At 69.7% G+C, this 21,136-nt stretch carries 25 protein-coding genes; 19 read left to right on the top strand and 6 right to left on the bottom strand.

Going from position 1 to position 21,136, the window contains the following annotated elements:
• Window positions 1–1,170, bottom strand: a complete 1,170-nt coding sequence (locus tag PMI01_RS07310; RefSeq protein WP_007666245.1) for a class I SAM-dependent methyltransferase — start codon at window positions 1,168–1,170, stop codon at window positions 1–3.
• The gene (gene lgt, locus PMI01_RS07305; protein WP_007666242.1) at window positions 1,157–2,065 is read right to left on the bottom strand and encodes a prolipoprotein diacylglyceryl transferase; all 909 of its coding nucleotides are present in this window, start codon (window positions 2,063–2,065) and stop codon (window positions 1,157–1,159) included. Before lgt ends, PMI01_RS07310 begins: the two co-directional genes overlap by 14 nt.
• A gap of 115 nt (window positions 2,066–2,180) precedes the next feature.
• On the opposite strand from lgt, the gene PMI01_RS07300 reads away from it, so the two are divergent.
• The 4 genes from PMI01_RS07300 (at window position 2,181) to PMI01_RS07285 (ending at window position 4,791) form a co-directional block, all read left to right on the top strand.
• The gene (locus PMI01_RS07300) at window positions 2,181–2,447 is read left to right on the top strand and encodes an accessory factor UbiK family protein (protein WP_007666239.1); all 267 of its coding nucleotides are present in this window, start codon (window positions 2,181–2,183) and stop codon (window positions 2,445–2,447) included.
• Window positions 2,448–2,575: 128 nt separating this feature from the next.
• Entirely contained in the window at window positions 2,576–3,082 is a 507-nt protein-coding gene (locus tag PMI01_RS07295) for a YbjN domain-containing protein (RefSeq protein WP_007666236.1), read from the top strand.
• A 183-nt stretch (window positions 3,083–3,265) separates the two neighbouring features.
• The gene (gene proC, locus PMI01_RS07290) at window positions 3,266–4,048 is read left to right on the top strand and encodes a pyrroline-5-carboxylate reductase (RefSeq protein WP_007666234.1); all 783 of its coding nucleotides are present in this window, start codon (window positions 3,266–3,268) and stop codon (window positions 4,046–4,048) included.
• Window positions 4,049–4,248: 200 nt separating this feature from the next.
• The gene (locus tag PMI01_RS07285; RefSeq protein ID WP_007666231.1) at window positions 4,249–4,791 is read left to right on the top strand and encodes a hypothetical protein; all 543 of its coding nucleotides are present in this window, start codon (window positions 4,249–4,251) and stop codon (window positions 4,789–4,791) included.
• A 120-nt stretch (window positions 4,792–4,911) separates the two neighbouring features.
• Here PMI01_RS07285 and PMI01_RS07280 read toward each other — a convergent pair whose 3' ends face one another.
• On the bottom strand, window positions 4,912–6,252 hold the full coding sequence (locus tag PMI01_RS07280; protein WP_007666229.1) for a hypothetical protein: 1,341 nt from the start codon (window positions 6,250–6,252) through the stop codon (window positions 4,912–4,914).
• Between the two features lie 133 nt (window positions 6,253–6,385).
• Between PMI01_RS07280 and PMI01_RS07275 the strand changes: the two genes are divergently transcribed.
• From PMI01_RS07275 to PMI01_RS07245, 7 genes are all read left to right on the top strand, one after another.
• Complete coding sequence (locus PMI01_RS07275) at window positions 6,386–7,468, top strand: MBL fold metallo-hydrolase (protein WP_007666227.1); 1,083 nt, start codon at window positions 6,386–6,388, stop codon at window positions 7,466–7,468.
• 97 nt (window positions 7,469–7,565) lie between these two features.
• Window positions 7,566–8,009: a MarR family winged helix-turn-helix transcriptional regulator gene (locus PMI01_RS07270; protein ID WP_007666225.1), complete on the top strand. Its 444-nt coding sequence runs from the start codon at window positions 7,566–7,568 to the stop codon at window positions 8,007–8,009.
• Window positions 8,006–8,788 (top strand): enoyl-CoA hydratase, encoded by a 783-nt coding sequence (locus tag PMI01_RS07265; protein WP_007666223.1) that lies wholly within the window; start codon window positions 8,006–8,008, stop codon window positions 8,786–8,788. Before PMI01_RS07270 ends, PMI01_RS07265 begins: the two co-directional genes overlap by 4 nt.
• 4 nt (window positions 8,789–8,792) lie before the next feature.
• The gene (locus tag PMI01_RS07260; protein ID WP_238537017.1) at window positions 8,793–9,203 is read left to right on the top strand and encodes a DUF3995 domain-containing protein; all 411 of its coding nucleotides are present in this window, start codon (window positions 8,793–8,795) and stop codon (window positions 9,201–9,203) included.
• Window positions 9,204–9,240: 37 nt separating this feature from the next.
• Window positions 9,241–10,218, top strand: coding sequence for an SDR family NAD(P)-dependent oxidoreductase (locus PMI01_RS07255; protein WP_007666219.1), 978 nt, complete (start codon window positions 9,241–9,243; stop codon window positions 10,216–10,218).
• A gap of 49 nt (window positions 10,219–10,267) precedes the next feature.
• Window positions 10,268–11,125 (top strand): SDR family oxidoreductase, encoded by an 858-nt coding sequence (locus tag PMI01_RS07250; protein ID WP_007666218.1) that lies wholly within the window; start codon window positions 10,268–10,270, stop codon window positions 11,123–11,125.
• A gap of 88 nt (window positions 11,126–11,213) precedes the next feature.
• Window positions 11,214–12,317, top strand: coding sequence for a Fic family protein (locus PMI01_RS07245; protein WP_007666215.1), 1,104 nt, complete (start codon window positions 11,214–11,216; stop codon window positions 12,315–12,317).
• On the opposite strand, the gene PMI01_RS07240 is transcribed toward PMI01_RS07245, so the two are convergent.
• Entirely contained in the window at window positions 12,318–12,650 is a 333-nt protein-coding gene (locus PMI01_RS07240; RefSeq protein ID WP_051989920.1) for a TfoX/Sxy family protein, read from the bottom strand.
• Here PMI01_RS07240 and PMI01_RS07235 point away from each other — a divergent pair.
• Window positions 12,649–13,140, top strand: a complete 492-nt coding sequence (locus PMI01_RS07235; RefSeq protein WP_007666212.1) for a GNAT family N-acetyltransferase — start codon at window positions 12,649–12,651, stop codon at window positions 13,138–13,140. The genes PMI01_RS07240 and PMI01_RS07235 overlap by 2 nt on opposite strands.
• 51 nt (window positions 13,141–13,191) lie before the next feature.
• Here the strand turns inward: PMI01_RS07235 and PMI01_RS07230 are convergent, their stop codons facing one another.
• The gene (locus tag PMI01_RS07230; RefSeq protein ID WP_007666211.1) at window positions 13,192–14,478 is read right to left on the bottom strand and encodes an MFS transporter; all 1,287 of its coding nucleotides are present in this window, start codon (window positions 14,476–14,478) and stop codon (window positions 13,192–13,194) included.
• Between the two features lie 261 nt (window positions 14,479–14,739).
• On the opposite strand from PMI01_RS07230, the gene PMI01_RS07225 reads away from it, so the two are divergent.
• The 7 genes from PMI01_RS07225 to PMI01_RS26395 all read left to right on the top strand — a co-directional run bounded on the left by PMI01_RS07225 (window position 14,740) and on the right by PMI01_RS26395 (window position 19,958).
• Window positions 14,740–15,258, top strand: coding sequence for a GNAT family N-acetyltransferase (locus tag PMI01_RS07225; protein ID WP_035035206.1), 519 nt, complete (start codon window positions 14,740–14,742; stop codon window positions 15,256–15,258).
• Between the two features lie 46 nt (window positions 15,259–15,304).
• A complete protein-coding gene (locus PMI01_RS07220; protein ID WP_035035204.1) occupies window positions 15,305–15,895 on the top strand; it encodes a DUF1285 domain-containing protein in 591 nt (196 codons plus the stop codon).
• 2 nt (window positions 15,896–15,897) lie between these two features.
• Complete coding sequence (locus PMI01_RS07215) at window positions 15,898–16,536, top strand: CoA pyrophosphatase (RefSeq protein ID WP_035035202.1); 639 nt, start codon at window positions 15,898–15,900, stop codon at window positions 16,534–16,536.
• 97 nt (window positions 16,537–16,633) lie between these two features.
• The gene (locus tag PMI01_RS07210; RefSeq protein ID WP_085954846.1) at window positions 16,634–17,887 is read left to right on the top strand and encodes a CCA tRNA nucleotidyltransferase; all 1,254 of its coding nucleotides are present in this window, start codon (window positions 16,634–16,636) and stop codon (window positions 17,885–17,887) included.
• Between the two features lie 120 nt (window positions 17,888–18,007).
• A complete protein-coding gene (locus PMI01_RS07205) occupies window positions 18,008–18,721 on the top strand; it encodes a type 1 glutamine amidotransferase (protein ID WP_007666204.1) in 714 nt (237 codons plus the stop codon).
• A gap of 41 nt (window positions 18,722–18,762) precedes the next feature.
• Entirely contained in the window at window positions 18,763–19,410 is a 648-nt protein-coding gene (locus PMI01_RS07200; RefSeq protein ID WP_007666202.1) for a hypothetical protein, read from the top strand.
• A gap of 173 nt (window positions 19,411–19,583) precedes the next feature.
• Window positions 19,584–19,958, top strand: coding sequence for a DUF559 domain-containing protein (locus PMI01_RS26395; RefSeq protein ID WP_238537016.1), 375 nt, complete (start codon window positions 19,584–19,586; stop codon window positions 19,956–19,958).
• 87 nt (window positions 19,959–20,045) lie between these two features.
• Here PMI01_RS26395 and hemF read toward each other — a convergent pair whose 3' ends face one another.
• Window positions 20,046–20,918, bottom strand: coding sequence for an oxygen-dependent coproporphyrinogen oxidase (gene hemF / locus PMI01_RS07190; RefSeq protein ID WP_007666201.1), 873 nt, complete (start codon window positions 20,916–20,918; stop codon window positions 20,046–20,048).
• Window positions 20,919–21,136 lie beyond the last annotated feature (218 nt).

The following is a 21,136-nucleotide window of genomic DNA, read 5'->3' as shown; positions in this document are numbered from 1 at the left end:
TCAAGCGTCCTCGAACAGGGGAACGGCCAGGTCGGGCGCATGGATGCAGACGACCTTGAACAGACCGCCCATCTGCGCCGCTCCGGTCAGGCGATCAAGCTGTCTTGCGAGGGTCTGGGCCTGGTCTGGGCGGGCGGCGGCCAGGACCTGGGCCCGGGCCTCGATGCCCAGGGCCTCCAGGAACGCGCCCTGCGGCAGGATCGGGCCCGTGGCGGCCCCGGCCTCGACGGCGGCGGCCAGCACGGCGGGGAAGTCGGCCCAGACGGTCAGGTCGGCCTGGCCGGGCGCGCTCAGGGGCGAGACCTTGGCGTGGGCCTTCAGCGCCTGCAGGGTGTCGCCCGGTCCCGGCGCGTCGCGGCCGTAGTCGATCAGCAGCGCGGCCCCGCCGTCGCGGGCCACCCGGTGGCCGATCTCGGCGCCGAGGGCGGCCTGGGCGGGGGAGGATTCGACGACGGTTCCGGGGGGCAGGTCCTCCCCCTGTGGGGGAGGCGATCGCGTCGCGATCGGAGGGGGGAGTTGGCCGAGGTGGGGAGCACTCCCCCCACCGGCCCTGCGGGCCGCCTCCCCCACGGGGGGAGGGCCTAAGGCCCGCAGCCCGAACGCCAATTCCCCCGCCGCGTCCAGCCCGACCACCCGTTCCGCCCAGCCGCCTTCGGTGCGTACGAACTGGCGGGCCGGCAGGCAGTCGAGCACCTCGTTGGCGACCAACAGCAGCGGCGCCCCGGCCGGCACGGCCTCCAGCCGGTCGGCCCAGCGCGGCGCCGGCGCCGCGCCTTCCAGCCGGGCGGCCTGAAGCGCGCGCAGCGGCGGCGACACCTCGACCAGCCACAGGTCGGCGGCCGCGAGAAACTCCGGCAGCAGCCTGGCGGCCCGCAGGATGTCGCTGATCAGGGTCCCGTCGCCGGGCCCCATCTCGACCAGCCGCACCGGCGAGGGCCGGCCCAGGCGGGTCCAGGTCTCCAGCAGCCACAGGCCGATCAACTCGCCGAACATCTGGCTGACGCCCGGCGCGGTCAGGAAGTCGCCCCCCTCGCCCCCCGCGCCTTCAATGGCCGGCCGCGTGGCGTAATAGCCGTCGCGCGGGTCGTGCAGGCAGCGGGTGAAGTATTCGGCGACGCTGATCGGGCCGTCCTGGGCGATCTGCGCCCTCAGGCGGTCAAGCAGGCTCATGGTCTTCCGCGAGCGGAGCGGGAACCGGCTCGCGCAGGGCCTTCCACAGCAGCCAGGCGCCGACCAGCAGCATCGGGATCGACAGCATCATCCCCATGGTCAGGCCGAACGGGAAGTCGGGCATGCCATGGTCGGGATTGCGCACGCCCTCCAGCGCCACCCGGAACAGGCCGTAGCCCAGCAGGAAGGTCCCCACCAGCGCGCCGCGCCGTTGCAGCCATTTGAGGCGATGGACGGCGAAGCCGAGGATCAGGAACAGCAGCACCCCCTCCAGCGCCGCCTCGTACAGCTGGCTGGGATGGCGCGGCAGAGGACCGGCCGGGCAGATCCCGCCATTGGCCTTCTGGATGGTGGCGTTGCAGAACACCATGCCCCACGGATGGTCGGTGATCCGGCCCCACAGCTCGCCGTTGATGAAGTTGGCGCAGCGGCCGAAGAACAGGCCGATCGGCGCGACCGGGGCCACCAGGTCGCCCAGCTTCAGAATGTCGATCCGGTTGCGGCGGGCGAACAGCAGGATCGCCGCGCAGACGCCCAGGAACCCGCCGTGGAAGGACATGCCGCCCTCCCAGACCTTGAACACGTCCATCGGGTTGTCGGCCAGGTTGGCCCGCTGGTCGGCGTTGAGCAGCATGTAGAACAGCACGTAGCCGATCCGGCCGCCCAGGATGATGCCCAGGGTGATCCACAGCACCAGGTCGTCGATCTGCAGCGGCGTGGCGGTGGGCTTGCGGCCGCCCCACAGCTTGGCGTCGCGCGCCAGGGCGACGGCGTAGCGCCAGCCCAGCAGGATGCCGGCCACATAGGCCAGGGCGTACCAGCGCAGGGCCAGCGGGCCCCATTGCAGCGCCCAGGGGCCGATATGGACGATGGGGTCGATGTCGGGAAAGATCACGCCGAATGGCTCCTGGCGGACAGAGGCAGGAACCTCTAGCGCGTTCCTCCTTCGCTTTCATCTCCCGTTTCCCATATAAGGCCGGCGACGAACCCGCCGCGCCCCTGGAATCTCGATGCACAGCCAAAACCCCTTCCTCGACGAATTCGCCAAGCTGACCCAGGCCGCCATGGGCATCGCCCAGACCGCCGGCGAGGAAGCCAAGACCGCGATGCGGGCCCAGGCCGACCGGCTGGCCGCCGAATTCGACCTGATCCGCCGCGACGATTTCGAGGCCCTGAAGGCCGAGGTCGCGGCGCTGCGCGAGGAAGTCGCGGCCCTGAAGGCCAAGAAAACCGCGGCCAAGCCGGTGTCTCCCAAAGGCGACGAAGCGGCCAAATAGGCGAGTTTCGTTTCCCGTTCGACGTGAAGGCGGTTGTGACGCCGCCCGCGAAGCAGCTTAGAGTCCTCCGAGTGGGTGATTTGAACGGGTCCCACCGACCCGTTTTCCCCCGGGGGCCAAAGGTTCTTATGGACACCCAACCCGAAGAAGACGACGTCCTGCTGGCGATGGATCCCCTGGAGGTCGTCGAGCACGTCCTGGCGGCCGAGAACCTGACCTTCGACCGCACCGAGGACGGCGACCTGGCCTTCGCCCTGACCGGCGACTGGAAGGATTACGAGCTGTGGTTCGCGTGGCGGCCCGAGGCCGACTGCCTGCAGCTGTGCTTGTCGCTGGACCTGCGCGCCAGCAAGACCAAACGCCCCAGCGCCTATGAGCTGCTGTCGATGATCAACCAGCGCGTCTGGCTTGGCCATTTCGAGGTCTGGACCGAGGATGGCGAAGTGGTGTTCCGCCACGCCCTGGCCCTGCCGGCCGGCGAGCGCCCGACCATGGCCCAGGCGGCCTCGATGATCGACGCGGCGGTGGAAGCCGCCGACCGCTTCTATCCGGCCTTCGATTTCCTGCTGCACAGCGCCAAGACCCCGGACGAGGCGATGGCCGCCTGCATGTTCGAAACGGTGGGCCAGGCTTAGATTCAAATCCTTCTCCCCTTGCGGGAGAAGGTGTCAGCGAAGCTGACGGATGAGGGGTCGATGGAAGGCGCCGCCGCGCCGTCAGGCCCGCTCGAATACGCACGTGCGACCCCTCATCCGACCTGCTACGCAGGCCACCTTCTCCCGCAAGGGGAGAAGGACGATGTCTCGGGAGCCCTTGCCATGACCCCCATCCTCCTCCTCGGCGCCGGACGCATGGGCGGGGCCCTGATCGCCGGCTGGCGCGAGGCCGGGGCCTTCGCCGCCGCCGACCTGATCATCCGCGACCCCTATGCCGACCCCGCCGCCTTCCCCGGCGCGGTGGTCAATCCGCCATTGGAGGCCCTGGCCGCCGCCAGTACCGTGCTGCTGGCCGTCAAGCCGCAGATCTGGCGCGAGGCGGCGGCCGACGTCGTGCCGCACCTGGCCCCCGACGCCGTCATCGTCTCGATCGCCGCCGGCGTGCGCGCCGCCGACATCTCCGAGGTGTTCGGCGGTCGCCGCGTGGCCCGGGTGATGCCGACCACCGCCGTGGCCATCGGGCGGGGGACCGCCAGCATCTACGCCGACACCGTGCGGGCCCGGGTCCGCGCCCACGCCCTGTTCGCGCCGGTCGCCACGGTGGTGGATCTCGACGACGAAGAGCTGATGCATGCGGCGACCGCCGTTTCGGGCTCGGCCCCGGCCTATCTCTACGCCCTCATCGAGGCGCTGGAGGCGGCCGGGGCCGGCCAGGGGCTGGACCCCGCCGCCTCGGCCACCCTGGCCCGCGCCACCATCGTCGGCGCCGCCGCCCTGCTGGGGCGGGGCGGGGAGGAGCCGGCCGAGCTGCGTAGGCAGGTGACCTCGCCGGGCGGCACCACGGCGGCGGCCTTGGCGGTGCTGATGGGCGAGGGGGGCTTCGGCGACCTGCTGCCCCGGGCGCTGGAGGCGGCGGTGGCGCGGTCGAAGGCGTTGGGTTCCTAGAACCAGCGGGAGAGGGAGGGGCCCAAGCGAAGCTTGGGGGGGTGAGGGATTACGCCTTCACCGATTTCTCTCGGCGTCCTGCCGGCGCGCCGTCAGGCGTCTTACCCCCTCACCCTCCCACGCCTTCGGCGCGGGCCCCTCCCTCTCCCCATGGGAGAGGGTGCTTGTCAGGCGACGCTCAACCCGCCATCTGAACAAGCATGACCGCCGCCGAAGACATCCTCGATCGCGCCGCCGCCGCGGCCCTGGCCCTGGCCGCCGACCGGCCGTGGACGCAGGTGTCCCTGCGTGACATCGCCGTGAAGGCCGAGATCCCGTTCGCCGAGCTCTATGCCCGGGCCGACGGCAAGGCCGCGGTGCTGAACCACCTGGCCGCCCGCTTCGACCGCGCCGCCCTGGGCACGGCGTCGGCGGAAGACGCCACAACGCACGACCGCCTGTTCGACGCCGCCATGGCCCGGATCGAGGCGATGGAGCCGCACCGCGCCGCCCTGATCGCCATCAGCCGCTCCGAGCGCCTGGTCATTTCGGCCCTGCGGTTCCCCAGGACCGCCCGCGCCATCCTGGAAGCGGCCGGGGTCGACGCCACGCCCGCCCGCCTGACGGCGATGACGGCGGTCTGGGCCCGGACCCTGCAGGTCTGGCGCGATGACGAAGGGGCGCTGAACCGCACCATGGCCGAGCTGGACAAGCGCCTGAAGCAGCTGGCCACCGGACTGGAGAAGGTCGGGGCGGGTCTGTAAGGCGCCGCTCCAACGCGCATATTTCTTTCAGCCGGCATTCCCGCGGACCACCCACGCCCCAACAAAAAAGCCCGCCGGGATCGCTCCCGGCGGGCTTCTTCGTTCGGGCTTGAACCCGATCTAGCTCTTGGTGGTGTTGGTCGGCAGCTTGCAGCCGCCGCCCACGCCCTTGGCCTGCAGGCAGGACATGACTTCCTTGGGGGTGGTCGAGCCGGCGCCCAGCGGATAGGCGATGACCCAGCCGGGCAGGCCGTCGGAGCAGGCGACCTCGACATAGCCGTCGGTGGCGGTCTGGCCGATGACCCGCGAACCCGAAACCGTGCAGCTGCCCTTGCCGAGCGACTTCAGGTTGGCCGTCAGGCGCGGATAGACCGCGTCGGCCTTGGTGAAGCTGCAGCGGTAGCCGTTGATCTCCGAGGCCACGCAGTCATAGACGTGGTTTTCGGTGGCCGTGAACACGCCGATGCCGCCGTCGGGACGGTTGGCGCACTTCAGCTCGACGATTTCCTTCCGCGGATCCTGGCTGGGCAGCATGCCGTACTTCTCGACCTTGCAGTCGAAGCCGGCCTTGGTGGCCAGCTTGGTGTACAGGCCGGCCTGTTCGGTCTGGGCCGCGACGCTGTCGGTCAGGGTGCAGCCGCCGCCGACGAAGCTGGCCTGGGCGCAGTCGATCGTCTTGGCCAGGGCGCCGGTGGCGGCGGCCTGTTGCAGCATGTAGCCCTTGCCGTCCTGGCAGGCGACTTCGAAATAGTTGTCGGTCTTGGTGCTGAGGACGTAGCGCTTGTCCTTGATCGCGCAGTTCTTGCCCGAGCCGGCGGCCAGGGTGTCGACGATGGCCAGCTGGGTGGCCTTGTCGGTCAGCTTGCAGCTGACATTGCCGCCGTCTTCGTACAGCAGGCAGCTGTTGGCGGTGACGTCCTGGTCCAGGTTGACCGGCGAGGACGCGGTGAGGATGTAGCCGACGCCGCCCTTGCAGGCGATTTCGAAGTAGCTGTTCTTGGCGCCGGCGCCGATCGCCCGGGCGTTTTCGAGCTCGCAGGGCACGCCGGCCTTCTTGATGAAGGGGGCCAGGCCGGCCTTGGGGTCGAGGTTGGCCGGCAGCACGCAGGCCAGGCCGCCGGTCTTGCCGTCGGGGCCGGGCGCGCTGCTTTCGAGGCAGGTATAGGCCAGCGGCGCGACGTCCTTCTTGGCCGAGATCGCGAAGCCCATGCCCTGCTGGCAGGCCACTTCGTAATACTTGGTGGCGGTCTTCTTGTCCTCGCCGATGAAGCGGGCGTCGGAGACGGTGCAGGCCAGGCTGGCGGCCGTGACCAGGGCCGGTGCGTCTTTCATGCCCGCTTCGCGCGCCTTGGCGTCGACCGCGGCGGGCTTATCCTTCTCCTTCGGCGCCGAGATCACGGCGGCCGGAATGAGCGCGGCGAGCGCGAGGGCGGCGGTCAAGCCGATCGCGAAGGGCCTCATGGGGGTACGTCTCCTGGGTAAATTTCCTCGCGGCGGACTTAAGGCCCGCTTGCATCGAGGGTCAAGATGTCGTCCGACGGGGGCGCAATGATGACGACGGCCCGGAGCACGGGCCGCGACCGGAGGACGCGGGATGCGCGACGGGATCGAAGAGACGCCTACGGACGAGGCGCCGGAGGCGCGCAGGCCGCGGCTGGTCTATCCGTTCGAGCAGACGCCGGAGCCCGGTTCGGGCCAGGCGGTCGAGGTCGCGCCGGGCGTGCTGTGGCTGCGCCAGCCGCTGGGCGGGTCGCTGGGCTTCATCAATGTCTGGGCGATCCGGGACGGCGAGGGCTGGGCGGTGGTCGACACCGGCATGCAGACCAAGGAGACCTCGCAGGCCTGGCGGACGGCCTTCGCCCTGGCCCTGGGCGGGGCGCCGGTCACCCGGGTGATCGTCACGCACCTGCATCCCGACCATGTCGGCCTGGCCGGGTGGATCGCCCGCAAGTTCGACGTCCGCCTGTGGATGACCCGCCTGGAATACTTCCAGTGCCGGATGCTGGTGGCCGACACCGGCCGCGAGGCGCCCGAGGACGGGGTGCGGTTCTTCCGGGCCGCCGGCTGGAACGAGGACGGCATCGAGAGCTACCGGACCCGGTTCGGCGGCTTCGGCAAGGCGATCTACCAACTGCCCGACAGCTATCGGCGGATGGTCGACGGCGAGGCCTTCATGATCGGCGACCACGCCTGGCGGGTGGTGACCGGGCAGGGCCATTCGCCCGACCACGCCTGCCTGTGGTGCGAGGACCTGGGGGTGCTGATCTCGGGCGACCAGGTGCTGCCGAAGATCTCGTCCAACGTCTCGGTGTTCCCCACCGAACCCGACGCCGATCCGCTGACCGACTGGCTGACCTCGCTGGCCAAGGTCAAGGCGACGGTGCCCGACAGCGTGCTGGTGCTGCCGGCCCACAACGACCCGTTCCGGGGACTGCACGCCCGCATCGACCACCTGATCAACGGCCATGAGCGCGGCCTGGGACGCTTGCAGGGCAAGCTGGACGAGCCCCGGCGGGCGGTCGACGTGTTCGGCGCGCTGTTCGCCCGGCCGATCGGGCCCGACCTGCTGGGCATGGCCACCGGCGAGGCCCTGGCCCACCTCAACTGCCTGATCGGGCGTGGCCTGGCGGTGCGCGAGGCGGACGCCGACGGGGTGAACTGGTACCGGGCGGTCTGACCACTGGATGGGGACAGGCACATGTGCCTGTCCCCGGCAGTTGGTGATTCACAAAACAATCGTTTGATATTTCGTGCGCGAACCATATTGTCGCGCCATGACCACGCCTCCCGACCGCCGCCTGGTGTTCCTGCTCAACGTCGCCCACCGACGGGTGCAGCGCTATGTCGAGGCCAAGATGGCCGCCAAGGGCGGGCTGACCGCCGCCCAGTCCGGGGCCCTGTTCGTGCTGGGCCAGGGCGACGGGACGCTGATCGGCGAGGCGGCCGAGGCCCTGGACCTGGCCCCCTCGGCCATGACCGGCCTGATCGACCGCATGGCCCGCGCCGAGCTGGTCGAGCGCCGCCCCGACCCCAAGGACGGCCGCGCCCTGCGCCTCTATCTCACGGACAAGGGCCGAGAGGCCCGCGAGGCCGCCAAGGCCGGCGTCGAAGGCCTCAACGCCCACCTCACCGACGGCTTCACGGACGACGAGATCGCCGTGGTGTCCCGCTGGCTGTCCAGCCTGCAAGCCAAGTTCCCCAAAGGAGATCCCGCATGAGCACCCTCGATTCTGGGCACGTTCAGGTCGCCGTCGACGCCGGCGTGATGACCATTACCCTGGCCCGTCCGGACAAGAAGAACGCGCTGAGCAACGCCATGTACGGCGTGCTGGCCGACAGCCTGGAACGGGCCGAGGCCGATCCCGCGATCCGGGTGGTGGTGTTCCAGGGCGACGGCGACAGCTTCAGCTCCGGCAACGACCTGAAGGACTTCACCGCCCAGGCCACCGGCGCCTTCGAGGGCGAGCGTCACGTGATGCGGTTCCTGAAGAACCTGGCCAAGGCCACCCGACCGCTGGTCGCCGCCGTGCACGGCCAGGCCGTGGGCGTCGGCACCACCATGCTGCTGCATTGCGACCTGGTGTTCACCAGCCCCGACGCGCGCCTGACCGTGCCGTTCGTCAACCTGGCCCTGGCGCCTGAGGCCGCCTCCAGCCTGCTGCTGCCGGCCCGCATCGGCCACGCCCGCGCCTACGCCATGTTCGCCCTCGGCGAGGCGGTGGACGGGACGACGGCCGTGGCCTGGGGCATCGCCAACGCGGTCGTGCCGCTGGAAGACCTCCGCGCCCGGGCCCGCGCCGCCGCCGACCAACTGGCCAAGCGTCCGCTGGGGGCCCTGACCGTCACCAAGCGGCTGATGCGCGACGCCGAGGCGATCTCGGCCCTGATGGACAAGGAGGGCGAGCTGTTCGCCCAGCGCCTGCAGACCGCCGAGGCCCGCGAGGCCTTCATGGCCTTCGCCGAGCGCCGGGCCCCTGACTTCAGCAAGGTCGGCTGAGGTCGTGCTGGCCGTGCTCCTGGCGGCGACGCTGTTCGCCTTGGCGGGGATCCATCTCTACTGGGCGTTCGGCGGCCGCTGGCCGGGCCATGACGAGGCCTCCATGGTCGAGCACGTGGTCGGGCGCACCCGGGGCATGCGGGCTCCGAGCCTGTTGTCCGGCGTCGCCGTCGCCCTGGCCCTGGCGACAGGCGGGGCGCTGGTTCTGGCGACCCTGGCGCCGACCGCCTGGGACGGCTGGCTGAAGGCCGCGCGCTGGGGGCTGCTGGCGGTGTTCGCCGGGCGCGGCCTGGCGACCTATGTGCCGCCGGTGTTCCGCTACGCCGAGGGTACGCCGTTCGCGACCCTCAATCGCCGCGCCTACGGACCGCTGTGCCTGGCGATCGCCCTGGGGATTCTGGTCCTGCAGTTGTAGCGTCGACCGCAACGAGAAAAGTCTGGGAGCGAACATCATGGCCGACCGCATCAAATCGCCCTTCGGGGCCTATACGCCGGCCCGCGACGTGGTCGCCGGCCATGACCTGAGCGGCAAGGTCGCCATCGTCACCGGCGGCGCCACCGGCATCGGGATCGAGACCGCCCGCGCCCTGGCCGAGGCCGGGGCCGAGGTGGTGATCGCCGTGCGCAAGCCGGACCTGGCCGAAGCCGCCGTCGCCGACATCGCCAGGACGGCTAAAGGCAAGGTTTCGTGGTCGATGCTCGACCTTGCCAGCTTCAAGTCGATCCGCGCCTTCGCCGAGCGCTGGGGCGACCGGCCGCTGCACCTGCTGATCAACAACGCCGGCGTCATGGCCTGCCCGCTCGCCTATACCGAGGACGGGCTGGAGATGCAGATCGGCACCAACCACTTCGGCCACTTCCTGCTGTCGGTGCTGCTGGCGCCCAACCTGGTGGCCGGCGCCAAGGCGTCCGGAAAGCCGTCGCGCCTCGTGTCGCTGTCGTCGATCGGCCACCGCCGCGCGCCGATGAACTTCGAGGACCCGCACTTCCGGTCCCACCCCTACGACAAGTGGGAAAGCTACGGCCAGGCCAAGACCGCCAACGCCCTGTTCGCGGTCGGCTTCACCCAGCGCTTCAAGGGCTTGGCGCAGGATGGGGGCGTGTTCGCCAACGCCGTCATGCCGGGCGGCATCATGACCCCGCTGCAGCGCCACCTGCCGATCGAGGAGCAGCGGGCGATGGGCTGGATCGACGAGAACGGCAAGGTCCGCGACGGCTTCAAGACGCCCGAGCAGGGCGCCTCGACCAGCGTCTGGGCGGCGGTCGGCGACGAGCTGGAAGGCGTCGGCGGCCTCTATCTGGAAGACCTCGCCCAGGCCGCGCCCTGGACCAAGGAGGCCGGCTGGTCCGGCGTCATGCCCTACGCCCTCGACCCGGAACAGGCCGACCGGCTGTGGGCGCTGTCGGTGGAGACCACGGGTGCGGGATGACCGGCCCCGGATCTCGGCGTAGAACCTGATCGAACCTCTGGAGACAGCCATGAGCCTGAACGGCAAGACCCTGTTCATCACCGGCGCCTCGCGCGGCATCGGCCTGGCCATCGCCCTGCGGGCCGCCCGCGACGGCGCCAATATCGTGGTCGCCGCCAAGACCGCCGACCCGCATCCCAAGCTGCCGGGCACCATCTACACCGCCGCCGCCGAGATCGAGGCGGCCGGCGGCAAGGCCCTGCCGCTGATCGTCGACGTGCGCGAGGAGGCCAGCGTTCAGGCGGCCGTCGACAAGGCGGTCGAGACGTTCGGCGGTATCGACATCTGCGTCAACAACGCCTCGGCGATCTCGCTGACCGGCACGCTGGCGACCGACATGAAGCGCTATGACCTGATGCACCAGATCAACGGGCGCGGCACGTTCCTGACCTCGAAGATCTGCCTGCCGCACCTGAAGAAGGCGGCCAATCCGCACGTCCTGGCCCTGTCGCCGCCGCTGGACATCAAGCCGCGCTGGTTCGCCCCGCACGTCGCCTATTCGATGGCCAAGTACAATATGAGCCTGTGCATGCTGGGCATGGCCGAGGAGTTCCGGGCCGACGGCGTCGCCTTCAACGCCCTGTGGCCGCGCACCGCCATCGCCACCGCCGCCATCCAGTTCGCCCTGACCGGCGCGGAAGGCCTCAAGCACTGCCGCACGGTCGAGATCATGGCCGACGCCGCCCACGCGATGTTCCTCAAGCCGTCGCGCGAGTTCACCGGCCAGTTCATGATCGACGACACCTTCCTGTACGGCGAGGGCGTGCGGGATTTCGATCAGTACCGGGTCGATCCGACCGCGACCCTGATGCCGGACTTCTTCGTGCCCGAGGACAGCGTGCCGCCGCCGGGGGTGGTGATCGGGTAGGATCCCAAGTTCGCAAATAGCGAACTTTTTTACATGTCGCGCTCATCGTGTTAAAAAAAAAGCGATCCTTTAACATGAAGGGTGCGGCGTGTTAAAGTCGATCTACGACATTCCCGTTCTGCCGCCAGCGGCGGAACTCGAAACCGTGGCGGTGCTTCGTGAAGCCGCGCGGGCTCACCGCTACTTGGCGGAGTTGAAGGGGCGGGCCACGGCTATCCCCAACCAGGGCATCTTGATCGACACCCTGTCGCTCCAGGAGGCGCGCGCGAGCTCCGAAATCGAGAACATCGTCACGACCCAGGACGAGATGTTCCAGGCGACGCTCTTTCCCGACAGTCCTGATGGCGGGCCGGCCAAGGAGGTCGCGCTTTATCGCGATGCATTGAAGCGTGGCTACGACCGGCTCGCCGAAAACCAGGGCCTGCTGACCAACAACATGATCATCGAGATGTTTCAGGTGCTCAAGCGCACGACGGGCGAGTTTCGGGCGACGCCGGGGACGGCGCTACGCAACGACGCGTCGGGCGAGGTCGTCTATGTGCCGCCGCAAGACCGCACCGCGATCGTCACCCACATGACGGCGCTGGAGCGTTTCCTGAACGACGAAGCCGCCAGTGATCTGGACCCGTTGGTCAAGATGGCCCTGATCCATCACCAGTTTGAAAGCATCCACCCGTTTCCCGACGGCAACGGGCGGATCGGGCGTATCCTGAACGTGCTCTACCTCACCAAGGCGGGTCTGCTCGACATTCCGATCCTCTACCTCAGCCGCTACATCAACGCCCACAAGGCCGAATACTACCGACTGCTGCAGGCCGTGCGCGACACCGGCGTTTGGGAGGAGTGGCTGCTCTACATGCTGCGGGCCACTTCGGAAACATCGCGGCAGACACTGGAACTGGTCCAGGGGGTGGGCGATCTGATGATCGACTACAAGCGTCGCCTGAGAACGGAGCATCCGCGACTCTACTCGCAGGACCTGCTCAACAACCTGTTTCGTCACCCCTATACGCGCATCGAGTTTGTTCAGAACGAACTGGGCGTCGTGCGACAGACCGCGGCTCGCTATCTCGATGAGTTGGCGGCGTCGGGGCTGTTGGAGAAACACAGCCAGGGACGCAACAACTACTACGTCAACAGGCCGCTGGTCGGGCTTCTGCTTCGCATGTCGGATACCCAGACGGCCCGATAGCTATCTCCGCGCCTTCCGCGCCGCCGCCACCGCGATCGAGCGCCTCGCCCAGTCCACCAGCAGATCCGGCTCGTCCAGCGCCTCGGCGGGCGCCGACCAGTAGGCCATGGGCTTGGCGTCGGCGAACGGACAGAAGGCATGGCTGCCCGCCGCCTCGAAGTCCGGCCGCAGGGCCTCGTCGCCCTTGAGGTACAGCGTGTCGTCGTCGATCAGGGCGAAGAACAGGCCTTGGGCGTAGAGCCCGACTCCGCCGAACATCTTGCGCGAGGTCAGCGGTCCGAGCGGGGCCAGCTGTTCGAGCACGAAATTCAGATAGTCCGAAGAGACCGCCATGCCCGTCACCACCAAAGTCACTGTTAGGCCCGCCGTCCCGACCGACAGCGCCCTGATCTATCGGTTCGTTCGCGACCTGGCGGAATACGAAAAGCTGCTCGACGCGGTCGAGGCGACGGAAAACGACATGACCGCCGCGTTGTTCGGCGAAAATCCGAGGGCCTTCTGCGACATCGCCGAGCTCGACGGCCAGCCGGTGGGGTTCGCCCTGTGGTTCTACAACTATTCGACCTTCGTCGGCCGGCACGGGATCTATCTGGAGGACCTGTTCGTGCGGCCCTCGGCGCGGGGCAGCGGGGCCGGCAAGGCGCTGCTGGCGGGCCTGGCGCGGCGCTGCGTCGACGAGAAGCTGGGCCGGCTGGAGTGGGCCGTGCTCGACTGGAACGCCCCGTCGATCGCGTTCTACGACAGCCTTGGAGCGGCGGCGCTGGACGACTGGATCGTGCGGCGGATGACGGGAGAGGCGTTGGTCAGGTTGGCGGGGGCGTAGGGGTTCCGTTGGGGACAGGCACATGTGCCTGTCCCCGTCCCGCGAACGGTCCTACTCCAGCCGGTCCGCCTTGCGCAGCGCCGGGAACATCCGGGCCCACGCGCCCGTCACCACCAGCGCCCCGACCCCGCCGAACACCGCCGCGCCCACGGGTCCGAGGAACCGGGCCGCGACGCCGCTCTCGAACTCGCCCAGTTCGTTGGAGGCGCTGATGAACAGGCCCGAGACGGCGGCGACGCGGCCGCGCATCGGGTCGGGGGTGACCAACTGCACCAGGGTCTGGCGGATATAGACCGAGACCATGTCGGCCGCGCCCAGCACGGCCAGGGCGCCGACCGACAGCCAGACCAGCTTGGACAGGCCAAAGACGATGGTGGCGGTCGCGAACACCGCCACGGCGCCGAACATCAGCATCCCGGCCCGCCGGCGGATCTGGTGGCTGGCCAGATAGATCGCCACCAGGGTCGCGCCCACGGCCGGGGCGGCGCGCAGCATGCCGAAGCCGTCGGGTCCCACGTGCAGCACGTCGCGGGCGAACACCGGCAGCAGGGCGGTGGCCCCGCCCAGCAGCACGGCGAACAGGTCCAGCGAGATCGAGCCGAAGACGATCTTGTTGCGCCAGGTATAGACCAGGCCCTCCTTGATCAGGGTCCAGCGCGAGCCCGGTTGCACCACCGGCTTGGTCGAGCCCCTGATGCCCAGCAGCAGCAGGCCGGCGGCCAGGAACAGGGCGACCGAGGTCCCGAAGGCCGTGGCCGTCGAGACGGCGATCAGCAGGCCGCCCAGGGCCGGGCCGATGATCGAGGCGCTCTGCCACGACAGCGAGTTCCAGGCGATGGCGCGCGGCAGCAGCGGGCGGGGCACCAGCATCGGGCCCATGGCGCTGGAGGCCGGCGACAGGAAGGCGCGGCCGGCCCCGAACAGCACGGCGATGGCGAAGATCGGCCACAGGGTCGTGTGGCCGGACCAGGCCAGGAAGCCCAGGGCGGCGGCGCAGAGGATGTCGACCCCGATGGCGGCGGTCATGATCGCCTTGCGGTCGTGGCGGTCGGCGGTCTCGCCGGCGGTCAGGGCCAGGAAGAACAGCGGGATGAACTGGGCCAGGCCGACCATGCCCAGCAGGAAGGCCCCCTGGCCCTCGCTGTGGCCGGTCTCGCGGGCCAGCACATAGACCTGCCAGCCGATCGTCACCCCCTGGATCTGCACCGCCAGGGTGGAGACGAAACGCGCGGCCCAGAAGAACAGGAAGTCGTTCTGCCTGAGCAGGGCGCGCATCGAGGTGTCCGGCGCTTCGAGGGCGGACGGGACGGAGTCGGGGTCGGGGGGAAGGTCGGTCATCGGGGCGGGACCATGTCCTCCACGGAGCGCTGCCGCAATCGCGTTTCTCTCATGCGGCCGTTGAATTTATTGACGCAGCGCGCCCCAGGCCCTATTTCGCGCCCCTCTGGAAACGAGGGATGCGCCGCCGATGCGACGCCTGCGACGAACCTGCGCCGCGCGGACCGGAGTCCGCGACTAACCGCCCTGGTGTCGGCGGCCGTCTCGGCCGCGTCACGAACCGGGGCTATGTCCCCTTTCGTGTCCGGATATCCCAAGTTCATGCCGTCTTCCGTCGTCGTCCCTTCCATCGTTCCGCCCTTGATCCTCGTCGAACGGCTCGAGCACGCCCGCGCTGTCGAGGTGCTGGTCGACCGCGCCTTCGGTCCCGGCCGCTTCGCCAAGTCGTCGGAGCGCCTGCGCGAGGGCAACCGCAAGCTGGACGACTGCTCGTTCGTCGCCCTCAACGAAGGCCGGGTGATCGGCAGCGTCCGCCTGTGGCCGGTCAGCGTGGGCGGCCAGCCCGTCGCCTTCCTGGGTCCGCTGGCGGTCGACGCCACCGAGCGCAGCCACGGCCTGGGCCAGGCCCTGGTCGAGGCGGCCTGCGCGGCGGCGGCCAAGGCGGGATGGCGCGCGGTGCTGCTGGTCGGCGACGCGCCCTATTTCGGCCGGATCGGCTTCTCGGCCGCGCCGGCGGCCCGGGCGACCATGCCCGGTCCCGCCGACCAGCGCCGGGTGCTGGTCAAGGCGCTGGTCGAGGGCGGCGACGCGGGCCTGGTGGGGCCGATCCTGATCGGGTGATTAGCCATCGCTTGAGCCGGCGCCCCACTTGCCCTACCTGAAGCCCATGACCGACGATCCCGCCCCCTCCGGCCTCGCGGGCGTCACCGCCGCCGCCAAGGTGGCTGGCGCGCGCGGCCTGCCGCCGGTGCACCTGTGGCATCCGGAGCATTGCGGCGAGATCGACATCCGCATCCGCAAGGACGGGGTGTGGTTCCACGAAGGCTCGCCGATCGGCCGCGAGGCGCTGGTGCGGCTGTTCTCGACCGTGCTGCGGCTGGATCCGGACGGCTACCACCTGGTCACCCCGGTCGAGAAGCTGAAGATCCAGGTCGAGGACGCGCCCTTTATCGCCACTCGCGTGGACGTCCTCCCAGGCAAGGATGGGGTGGGCGATATCTTGCGCTTCGAGACCAATGTCGGCGATGTGGTCGAGGCGGGGCCCGGCAACGCCATCCGCGTCGAGACCGACGCCGCGAGCGGCGAGCCGCGGCCCTATCTGCACGTGCGGCGCGGCCTGGAGGCCCTGATCGCCCGGCCGGTGTTCTACGAACTGGTCGAGTTGGCGGCCGAGCGGGACACCCCCGAGGGCCCGCGCCTGGGCGTCGCCTCGAACGGCGCCTGGTTCCCGATCGCCCCGGCGGGGGCGCACCGATGAGCCTGACCCGGGAAGAGCGCCGCGCCTGGATTTCCAGCCGTCTGGACCCGATCGACGCCTACGACCCCAGCCTCGACGCCGCGCGCTCGGACTACGACCTCAATCCCGACATGCGGCCCGACAATCCCCATGCCCTGCGCCCGGCCGCCGTGCTGGTCGGGCTGGTCGAGCACGACGCGGGCATGACGGTGCTGCTGACCCGCCGCGCCGACACCCTGCGCAGCCACACCGGCCAGATCGCCTTTCCCGGCGGCCGCTGCGACCCGGGCGAGACGCCGTGGGAGACCGCCCTGCGCGAGGCCCGGGAGGAGGTGAACCTGGACCCGTCGTTCGTCACCCTGGCCGGCCTGCTGCACGGCTACCGCACGGTGACCGGCTTCCACGTCACCCCGGTGGTCGGCTTCATCGACCCGGCCGCCACCTTCGAGGCCAGCCCCGACGAGGTGGCCGATGTGTTCGAGACGCCGTTCTCGTTCCTGATGGACCCCGGCAACCATCAGCGCCAGCATCGCGACCTGCCGGACGGCGAGCGGCGGTTCTTCTACGCCATGCCGTGGAACGAGCGTTTCATTTGGGGCGCGACAGCGGGCATGTTGCGGGCGCTTTATGAGCGCCTGCATGGCGAAGAGGCCGTCGCCTGAGCATCGAACCCCGGCCTTGGGCTTGCTGGTTCGAGATATTCGTTTGAAATGCGTGCCCCCGCGCAGACGGGGGGCGTGGCGTGTACGGGGGAGTAGCGTGAACACAGAGACCATAGGCGTGGCGCCCTGGATGGCGCTGCCGGAGACCCAGGCCGTGATCGCGGCGCTCGAGGCGCGGGGCTTCCCCGGCTGCGCGCGGTTCGTCGGCGGCTGCGTGCGCAACACCGTTATGGGCAAGCCCATCGACGACATCGACATCGCCACCACCCTGACCCCCGACCAGGTGATCGAGGCCCTGCACGAGGCCGGGCTGAGGGCCATTCCCACCGGCGTCGACCACGGCACGGTGACGGCGATCGCCAAGGGCCGGCCCTACGAGGTCACCACCCTGCGCCGCGACGTCTCGACCGACGGCCGCCGGGCGGTGGTGTCGTTCACCCAGGACTGGGACCAGGACGCCGAGCGCCGCGATTTCCGCTTCAACGCCCTCTATGTCGACCCGCAGGGCCGGCTCTACGACCCGACCGGCGAGGGGGTGAACGACGCGCGCGAGGGGCGGGTGGTGTTCGTCGGCGACCCGATGACCCGCATCCGCGAGGACTATCTGCGCATCCTGCGGTTCTTCCGCTTCCAGGCCTGGTACGGCAAGGGCGAGGCCGACCAGAAGGCGCTGGCCGCCTGCAAGGCGCTGAAGGGCATGGTCGAGGGCCGGGCCGCCGAGCGCACCCAGAAAGAGCTGCTCAAGCTGCTGGCCGCCGACGATCCGCGCGCCGCCCTGCGGCTGATGGCGGCCACCAGCGTGCTGTCGTCGATCCTGCCGTTCGTGAAGTCGCTGGCCCGCTTCGAGGGCCTGATGACCATCGAGACCGAGCAGCTGTTCGAGAACGATCCCGAACTGCGCCTGGCCGCCCTGATCCCCGACGATCCGAAGATCGCCGCCCAGATGGCCGAGCGGCTGCGGCTGTCCAACGCCCTCAAGGAGCGGCTGGTCGAGGCGGTGGGCAAGTCGCCGCGCATCGTCAGCTGGATGAGCCCGCGCGAAGCTCGCCGGGCGGTCTACGCCCTGGGGATCAAGACCTTCAGCGACCGGGTCAAGCTGGCCTGGGCCGGGGCCGAACGCACGGCCACCACCCCGCAGTGGCGCGGCCTGCTGGCCCTGGGCGAAAGCTGGACCCCGCCGGCCTTCCCGCTGACCGGCGAGGACATCCTGAAATCCGGCGTGCCCAAGGGCCCGATGGTCGGCGAGGTGATGCGCGAGGTCGAGATCTGGTGGATCGACCAGGACTTCATCGAGGACAAGTTCTCGGCCATCGAGCGGCTGAAGGCCGTGGCCCAGGGGATGGTGTTTTAGGGGCGGCTTCTTGATCCCTCTCTCTTTGAGAGAGGGGTTCTGGGGGGCGCCTTCGCCTTGAACTCGGCCGCGCCTGCCCACAAATGCCGGTCAGCACCTGATGCGCCAGGAGACCCGTCCATGAAGATCGGCCTGCTCGAGACCGGCGAACCGCCGGAAGCCCTGCAACCGGCCTTCGGGCGCTATGGCGGCATGTTCCAGGACCTGCTGGGCCCCGGGCACGACTACGTCGCCTACGACGTCCAGGCCGGCGTGCTGCCGGACGATCCGGCCGAGTGCGACGCCTATATCGTCACCGGCTCGGCGGCCGGGGTCTATGACGACCTGCCGTGGATCGCGCCGCTGAAGGATTTCCTGCGCGCCGCCCGGGGCCAGGCCCCGCTGGTCGGCGTCTGTTTCGGCCACCAGGTGATGGCCGAGGCGTTCGGCGGCAAGGTGGTGAAGTCCGACAAGGGCTGGGGCGTCGGCCTGCACGCCTATGACGTGGTCGAACCCCAGCCGTGGATGGACCCCGGCGCGAAGGTCGCCGTGCCGGCCTCGCACCAGGACCAGGTGGTCGAGCTTCCGCCGGGCGCCCGCGCCGTGGCCGGCAGCGCCTTCACCCCGGCCGGCGTCCTGGTCTATGACGACCAGGCGGCGATCTCGATGCAGTTCCACCCCGAGTTCGACCCGGCCTACGCCGCGGCCCTGATCGAGGCCCGGCGCGGCGACCGCTATACCGACGCCCAGGCCGACGCGGCGATCTCCACCCTGCGGGGCCAGAACGACCGCGCGCGGGTGGCCGGCTGGATCGAATCTTTTCTGGCCCAAAATGGCCCGGTGGAGGCAACCTAAGCCGCGAGGCGGCCGTTCCCGCTGAAACCCGGGAGGTTCACATGCGCGCCGTCACGCTTCTGCTCGTCGCCGGCTGCGCCCTGACGGGCGGGGCCCTGATCTCCGCCGTCTGGGCCGCCGCGCCGGCCGCCACCCCGCCACCGCCCGCCCAGACTCTGAAGACCGCCGCCAGCTTCGTGTCGATCAAGGACCCGACCGCCCGCTCGGTGGCCCTGTTCACCGAGGCCGGCAAGGTGATCCAGAGCCCGCGCTGCCTGAACTGCCACCCGGTCCAGCGCGCCCCCACCCAGGGCGACGACCGCCATCCGCACAATCCGCCGATGGTGGCCGGCCAGGGCGGCCACGGCCCGGCCGGCCTGCCGTGCGCCGCGTGCCACGGCCCGGCCAACGTCGCCACCTGGGGCCAGGACATCCAGTCGATCCCCGGCGACGCGAAATGGGCCCTGGCCCCGGCCGAGATGGCCTGGCAGGGCAAGTCGCTCGGCGCGATCTGCGCCCAGATCAAGGACCCGGCGAGGAACGGCGGCCGGGGCTTGGCGCAACTGCACGAGCACCTGGCGAGCGATCACCTGGTCGGCTGGGCCTGGAATCCGGGCGCGGGCCGCCAGCCGGCGCCAGGGACCCAGGCGGCGTTCGGGGAGCTGGTGCAGGCGTGGATCGATACGGGAGCGAAGTGCCCGAAGGCGTAGTCCGAATCCTTCTCCCCTTGCGGGAGAAGGTGGCCCGAAGGGCCGGATGAGGGGTCTCTCAAACATCGAAAGCCGCGCCCAGCCGATAGGCCGAGCGCGGCTTTTGCGTTCATCAACCCCTCACCCGACCCGCTTCGCGGGCCACCCTCTCCCGCAAGGGGAGAGGGATTGCCATGCGGATGCGTTCTTGTATTGTTCTATTTATGGTGGATCGCGCCCGACAACTCGCCTTCGCTCGCGCTCAACGTCGCGAACCGTCCGCGACCGAGCGGATGCTCTGGACGCTGCTGCGCGATCGCAAGCTTGATGGTCTGAAATTCCGCCGCCAAGTCCCACTCGGCCGCTATGTCGCGGACTTCCTCTGCCTGCGCCACCGCTTGATCATCGAAGCGGACGGTCCGCACCATGAGGGCAGTTCGCGTGATGTCATTCGCGACGCGTGGCTAGGGGATCAGGGCTTCCGGGTGATGCGCTTTGCGAACAAGGCGATCCAGGATTTTCCCGACGCTGTTCTCGCCGAGATCCTGAAAGCCTGTGGGCGATCTTAGTACGAGACGGGCGCGGATGGAGCGATCGACCCCTCATCCGTCGGCCTTCGGCCGCCACCTTCTCCCGCAAGGGGAGAAGGGTTCAGATCAAGGCCACTTCACCTCGGGCGGCATCGAGCTGAGGATCGACTCGACGTTGCCGCCGGTCTTCAGCCCGAACATCGTGCCCCGGTCGTAGAGCAGGTTGAACTCCACGTAGCGGCCGCGCTGCACCAGTTGCTGTTCGCGCTCCTCGGCCGTCCACGCCTCGCCCATCCGTCGGCGGACCAGTTGCGGATAGATCTCCAGGAACGCCTTGCCGACGTCTTGCGTGAAGGCGAAGTCGCGATCCCAGCTGCCGCTGTCGTGGTGGTCGTAGAAGATGCCGCCGATCCCGCGCGGCTCGTTGCGGTGCGGCAGGAAGAAGTACTCGTCGCACCAGGCCTTGTACTTGGCGTGCCAGGCCGGGTTGTGGGCGTCGCAGGCCCGCTGGTAGGCGGCGTGGAAGTCGATGGCGTCGGGGAAGTCCTGCTGGCGCTGGTAGCCGAGCAGGGGGGTCAGGTCGCCGCCGCCGCCGAACCAGCTCTGGGTGGTGGCGATGAAGCGGGTGTTCATGTGCACGGCCGGCACGCGCGGGCTGCGCATGTGGGCGATCAGGCTGACGCCGGTGGCGAAGAACCGGGGGTCGTCGCCCGCGCCCGGCATGGACTTGGCCATTTCGGGGGTGAAGGTCCCGAACACCGTCGAGACATGGACCCCGACCTTCTCGAACAGGCGCCCGTGCATCATCGACATCACCCCGCCGCCGCCGGCCTCGCGGTCCCACGGCTTGCGGACGAAGCGGCCGGGCTGGCCCGGATAGAGGTCGGCCGGGGCTTCGTCCTCCAGCCGCTCGAATTCCGCGCAGATCTGGTCGCGCAGGCTTTCGAACCAGGCGCGGGCGGCGGCTTTCTTGCGGTCGAGGTCGGGTGCGTCGGTCATGGCAGGCGGATTAGGCGTTTGGCGGCCGAGGCGCAAATAGGGAAGAGCGCGTAGGGGGGAGGGGACATGCTCTCACGCCACGGCCTTGGCCGGGTTGCAGGGTGTTTGCCGTGAGTGCGTGTCCCCAACGTCATCCGCTGCGTTACCTGTTCGGAACACGGACGGCTTGAAACGCCCTGGATGCGGATGGGGACACGCACTCACGCGGTCGTCTCGGA

Source organism: Caulobacter sp. AP07, assembly GCF_000281955.1.
Classification (GTDB): domain Bacteria; phylum Pseudomonadota; class Alphaproteobacteria; order Caulobacterales; family Caulobacteraceae; genus Caulobacter.
This window is presented reverse-complemented; position numbering and strand designations above follow the sequence as displayed.

Bases quoted from the DNA above. Each gene is read 5' to 3' on its own strand.
- PMI01_RS07205 (WP_007666204.1), top strand. From the start codon at position 18,008: ATGAAGATCGGCCTGCTCGAGACCGGCGAACCGCCGGAAGCCCTGCAA.
- PMI01_RS07240 (WP_051989920.1), bottom strand. From the start codon at position 12,650: ATGGCGGTCTCTTCGGACTATCTGAATTTCGTGCTCGAACAGCTGGCC.
- PMI01_RS07265 (WP_007666223.1), top strand. From the start codon at position 8,006: ATGAGCACCCTCGATTCTGGGCACGTTCAGGTCGCCGTCGACGCCGGC.
- PMI01_RS07300 (WP_007666239.1), top strand. From the start codon at position 2,181: ATGCACAGCCAAAACCCCTTCCTCGACGAATTCGCCAAGCTGACCCAG.
- PMI01_RS07280 (WP_007666229.1), bottom strand. From the start codon at position 6,252: ATGAGGCCCTTCGCGATCGGCTTGACCGCCGCCCTCGCGCTCGCCGCG.
- PMI01_RS07275 (WP_007666227.1), top strand. From the start codon at position 6,386: ATGCGCGACGGGATCGAAGAGACGCCTACGGACGAGGCGCCGGAGGCG.
- PMI01_RS07295 (WP_007666236.1), top strand. From the start codon at position 2,576: ATGGACACCCAACCCGAAGAAGACGACGTCCTGCTGGCGATGGATCCC.
- PMI01_RS07230 (WP_007666211.1), bottom strand. From the start codon at position 14,478: ATGACCGACCTTCCCCCCGACCCCGACTCCGTCCCGTCCGCCCTCGAA.
- PMI01_RS07270 (WP_007666225.1), top strand. From the start codon at position 7,566: ATGACCACGCCTCCCGACCGCCGCCTGGTGTTCCTGCTCAACGTCGCC.
- PMI01_RS07250 (WP_007666218.1), top strand. From the start codon at position 10,268: ATGAGCCTGAACGGCAAGACCCTGTTCATCACCGGCGCCTCGCGCGGC.
- PMI01_RS26395 (WP_238537016.1), top strand. From the start codon at position 19,584: ATGCGGATGCGTTCTTGTATTGTTCTATTTATGGTGGATCGCGCCCGA.
- hemF (WP_007666201.1), bottom strand. From the start codon at position 20,918: ATGACCGACGCACCCGACCTCGACCGCAAGAAAGCCGCCGCCCGCGCC.
- PMI01_RS07255 (WP_007666219.1), top strand. From the start codon at position 9,241: ATGGCCGACCGCATCAAATCGCCCTTCGGGGCCTATACGCCGGCCCGC.
- proC (WP_007666234.1), top strand. From the start codon at position 3,266: ATGACCCCCATCCTCCTCCTCGGCGCCGGACGCATGGGCGGGGCCCTG.
- PMI01_RS07220 (WP_035035204.1), top strand. From the start codon at position 15,305: ATGACCGACGATCCCGCCCCCTCCGGCCTCGCGGGCGTCACCGCCGCC.
- PMI01_RS07235 (WP_007666212.1), top strand. From the start codon at position 12,649: ATGCCCGTCACCACCAAAGTCACTGTTAGGCCCGCCGTCCCGACCGAC.
- PMI01_RS07200 (WP_007666202.1), top strand. From the start codon at position 18,763: ATGCGCGCCGTCACGCTTCTGCTCGTCGCCGGCTGCGCCCTGACGGGC.
- PMI01_RS07310 (WP_007666245.1), bottom strand. From the start codon at position 1,170: ATGAGCCTGCTTGACCGCCTGAGGGCGCAGATCGCCCAGGACGGCCCG.
- PMI01_RS07285 (WP_007666231.1), top strand. From the start codon at position 4,249: ATGACCGCCGCCGAAGACATCCTCGATCGCGCCGCCGCCGCGGCCCTG.
- PMI01_RS07225 (WP_035035206.1), top strand. From the start codon at position 14,740: ATGCCGTCTTCCGTCGTCGTCCCTTCCATCGTTCCGCCCTTGATCCTC.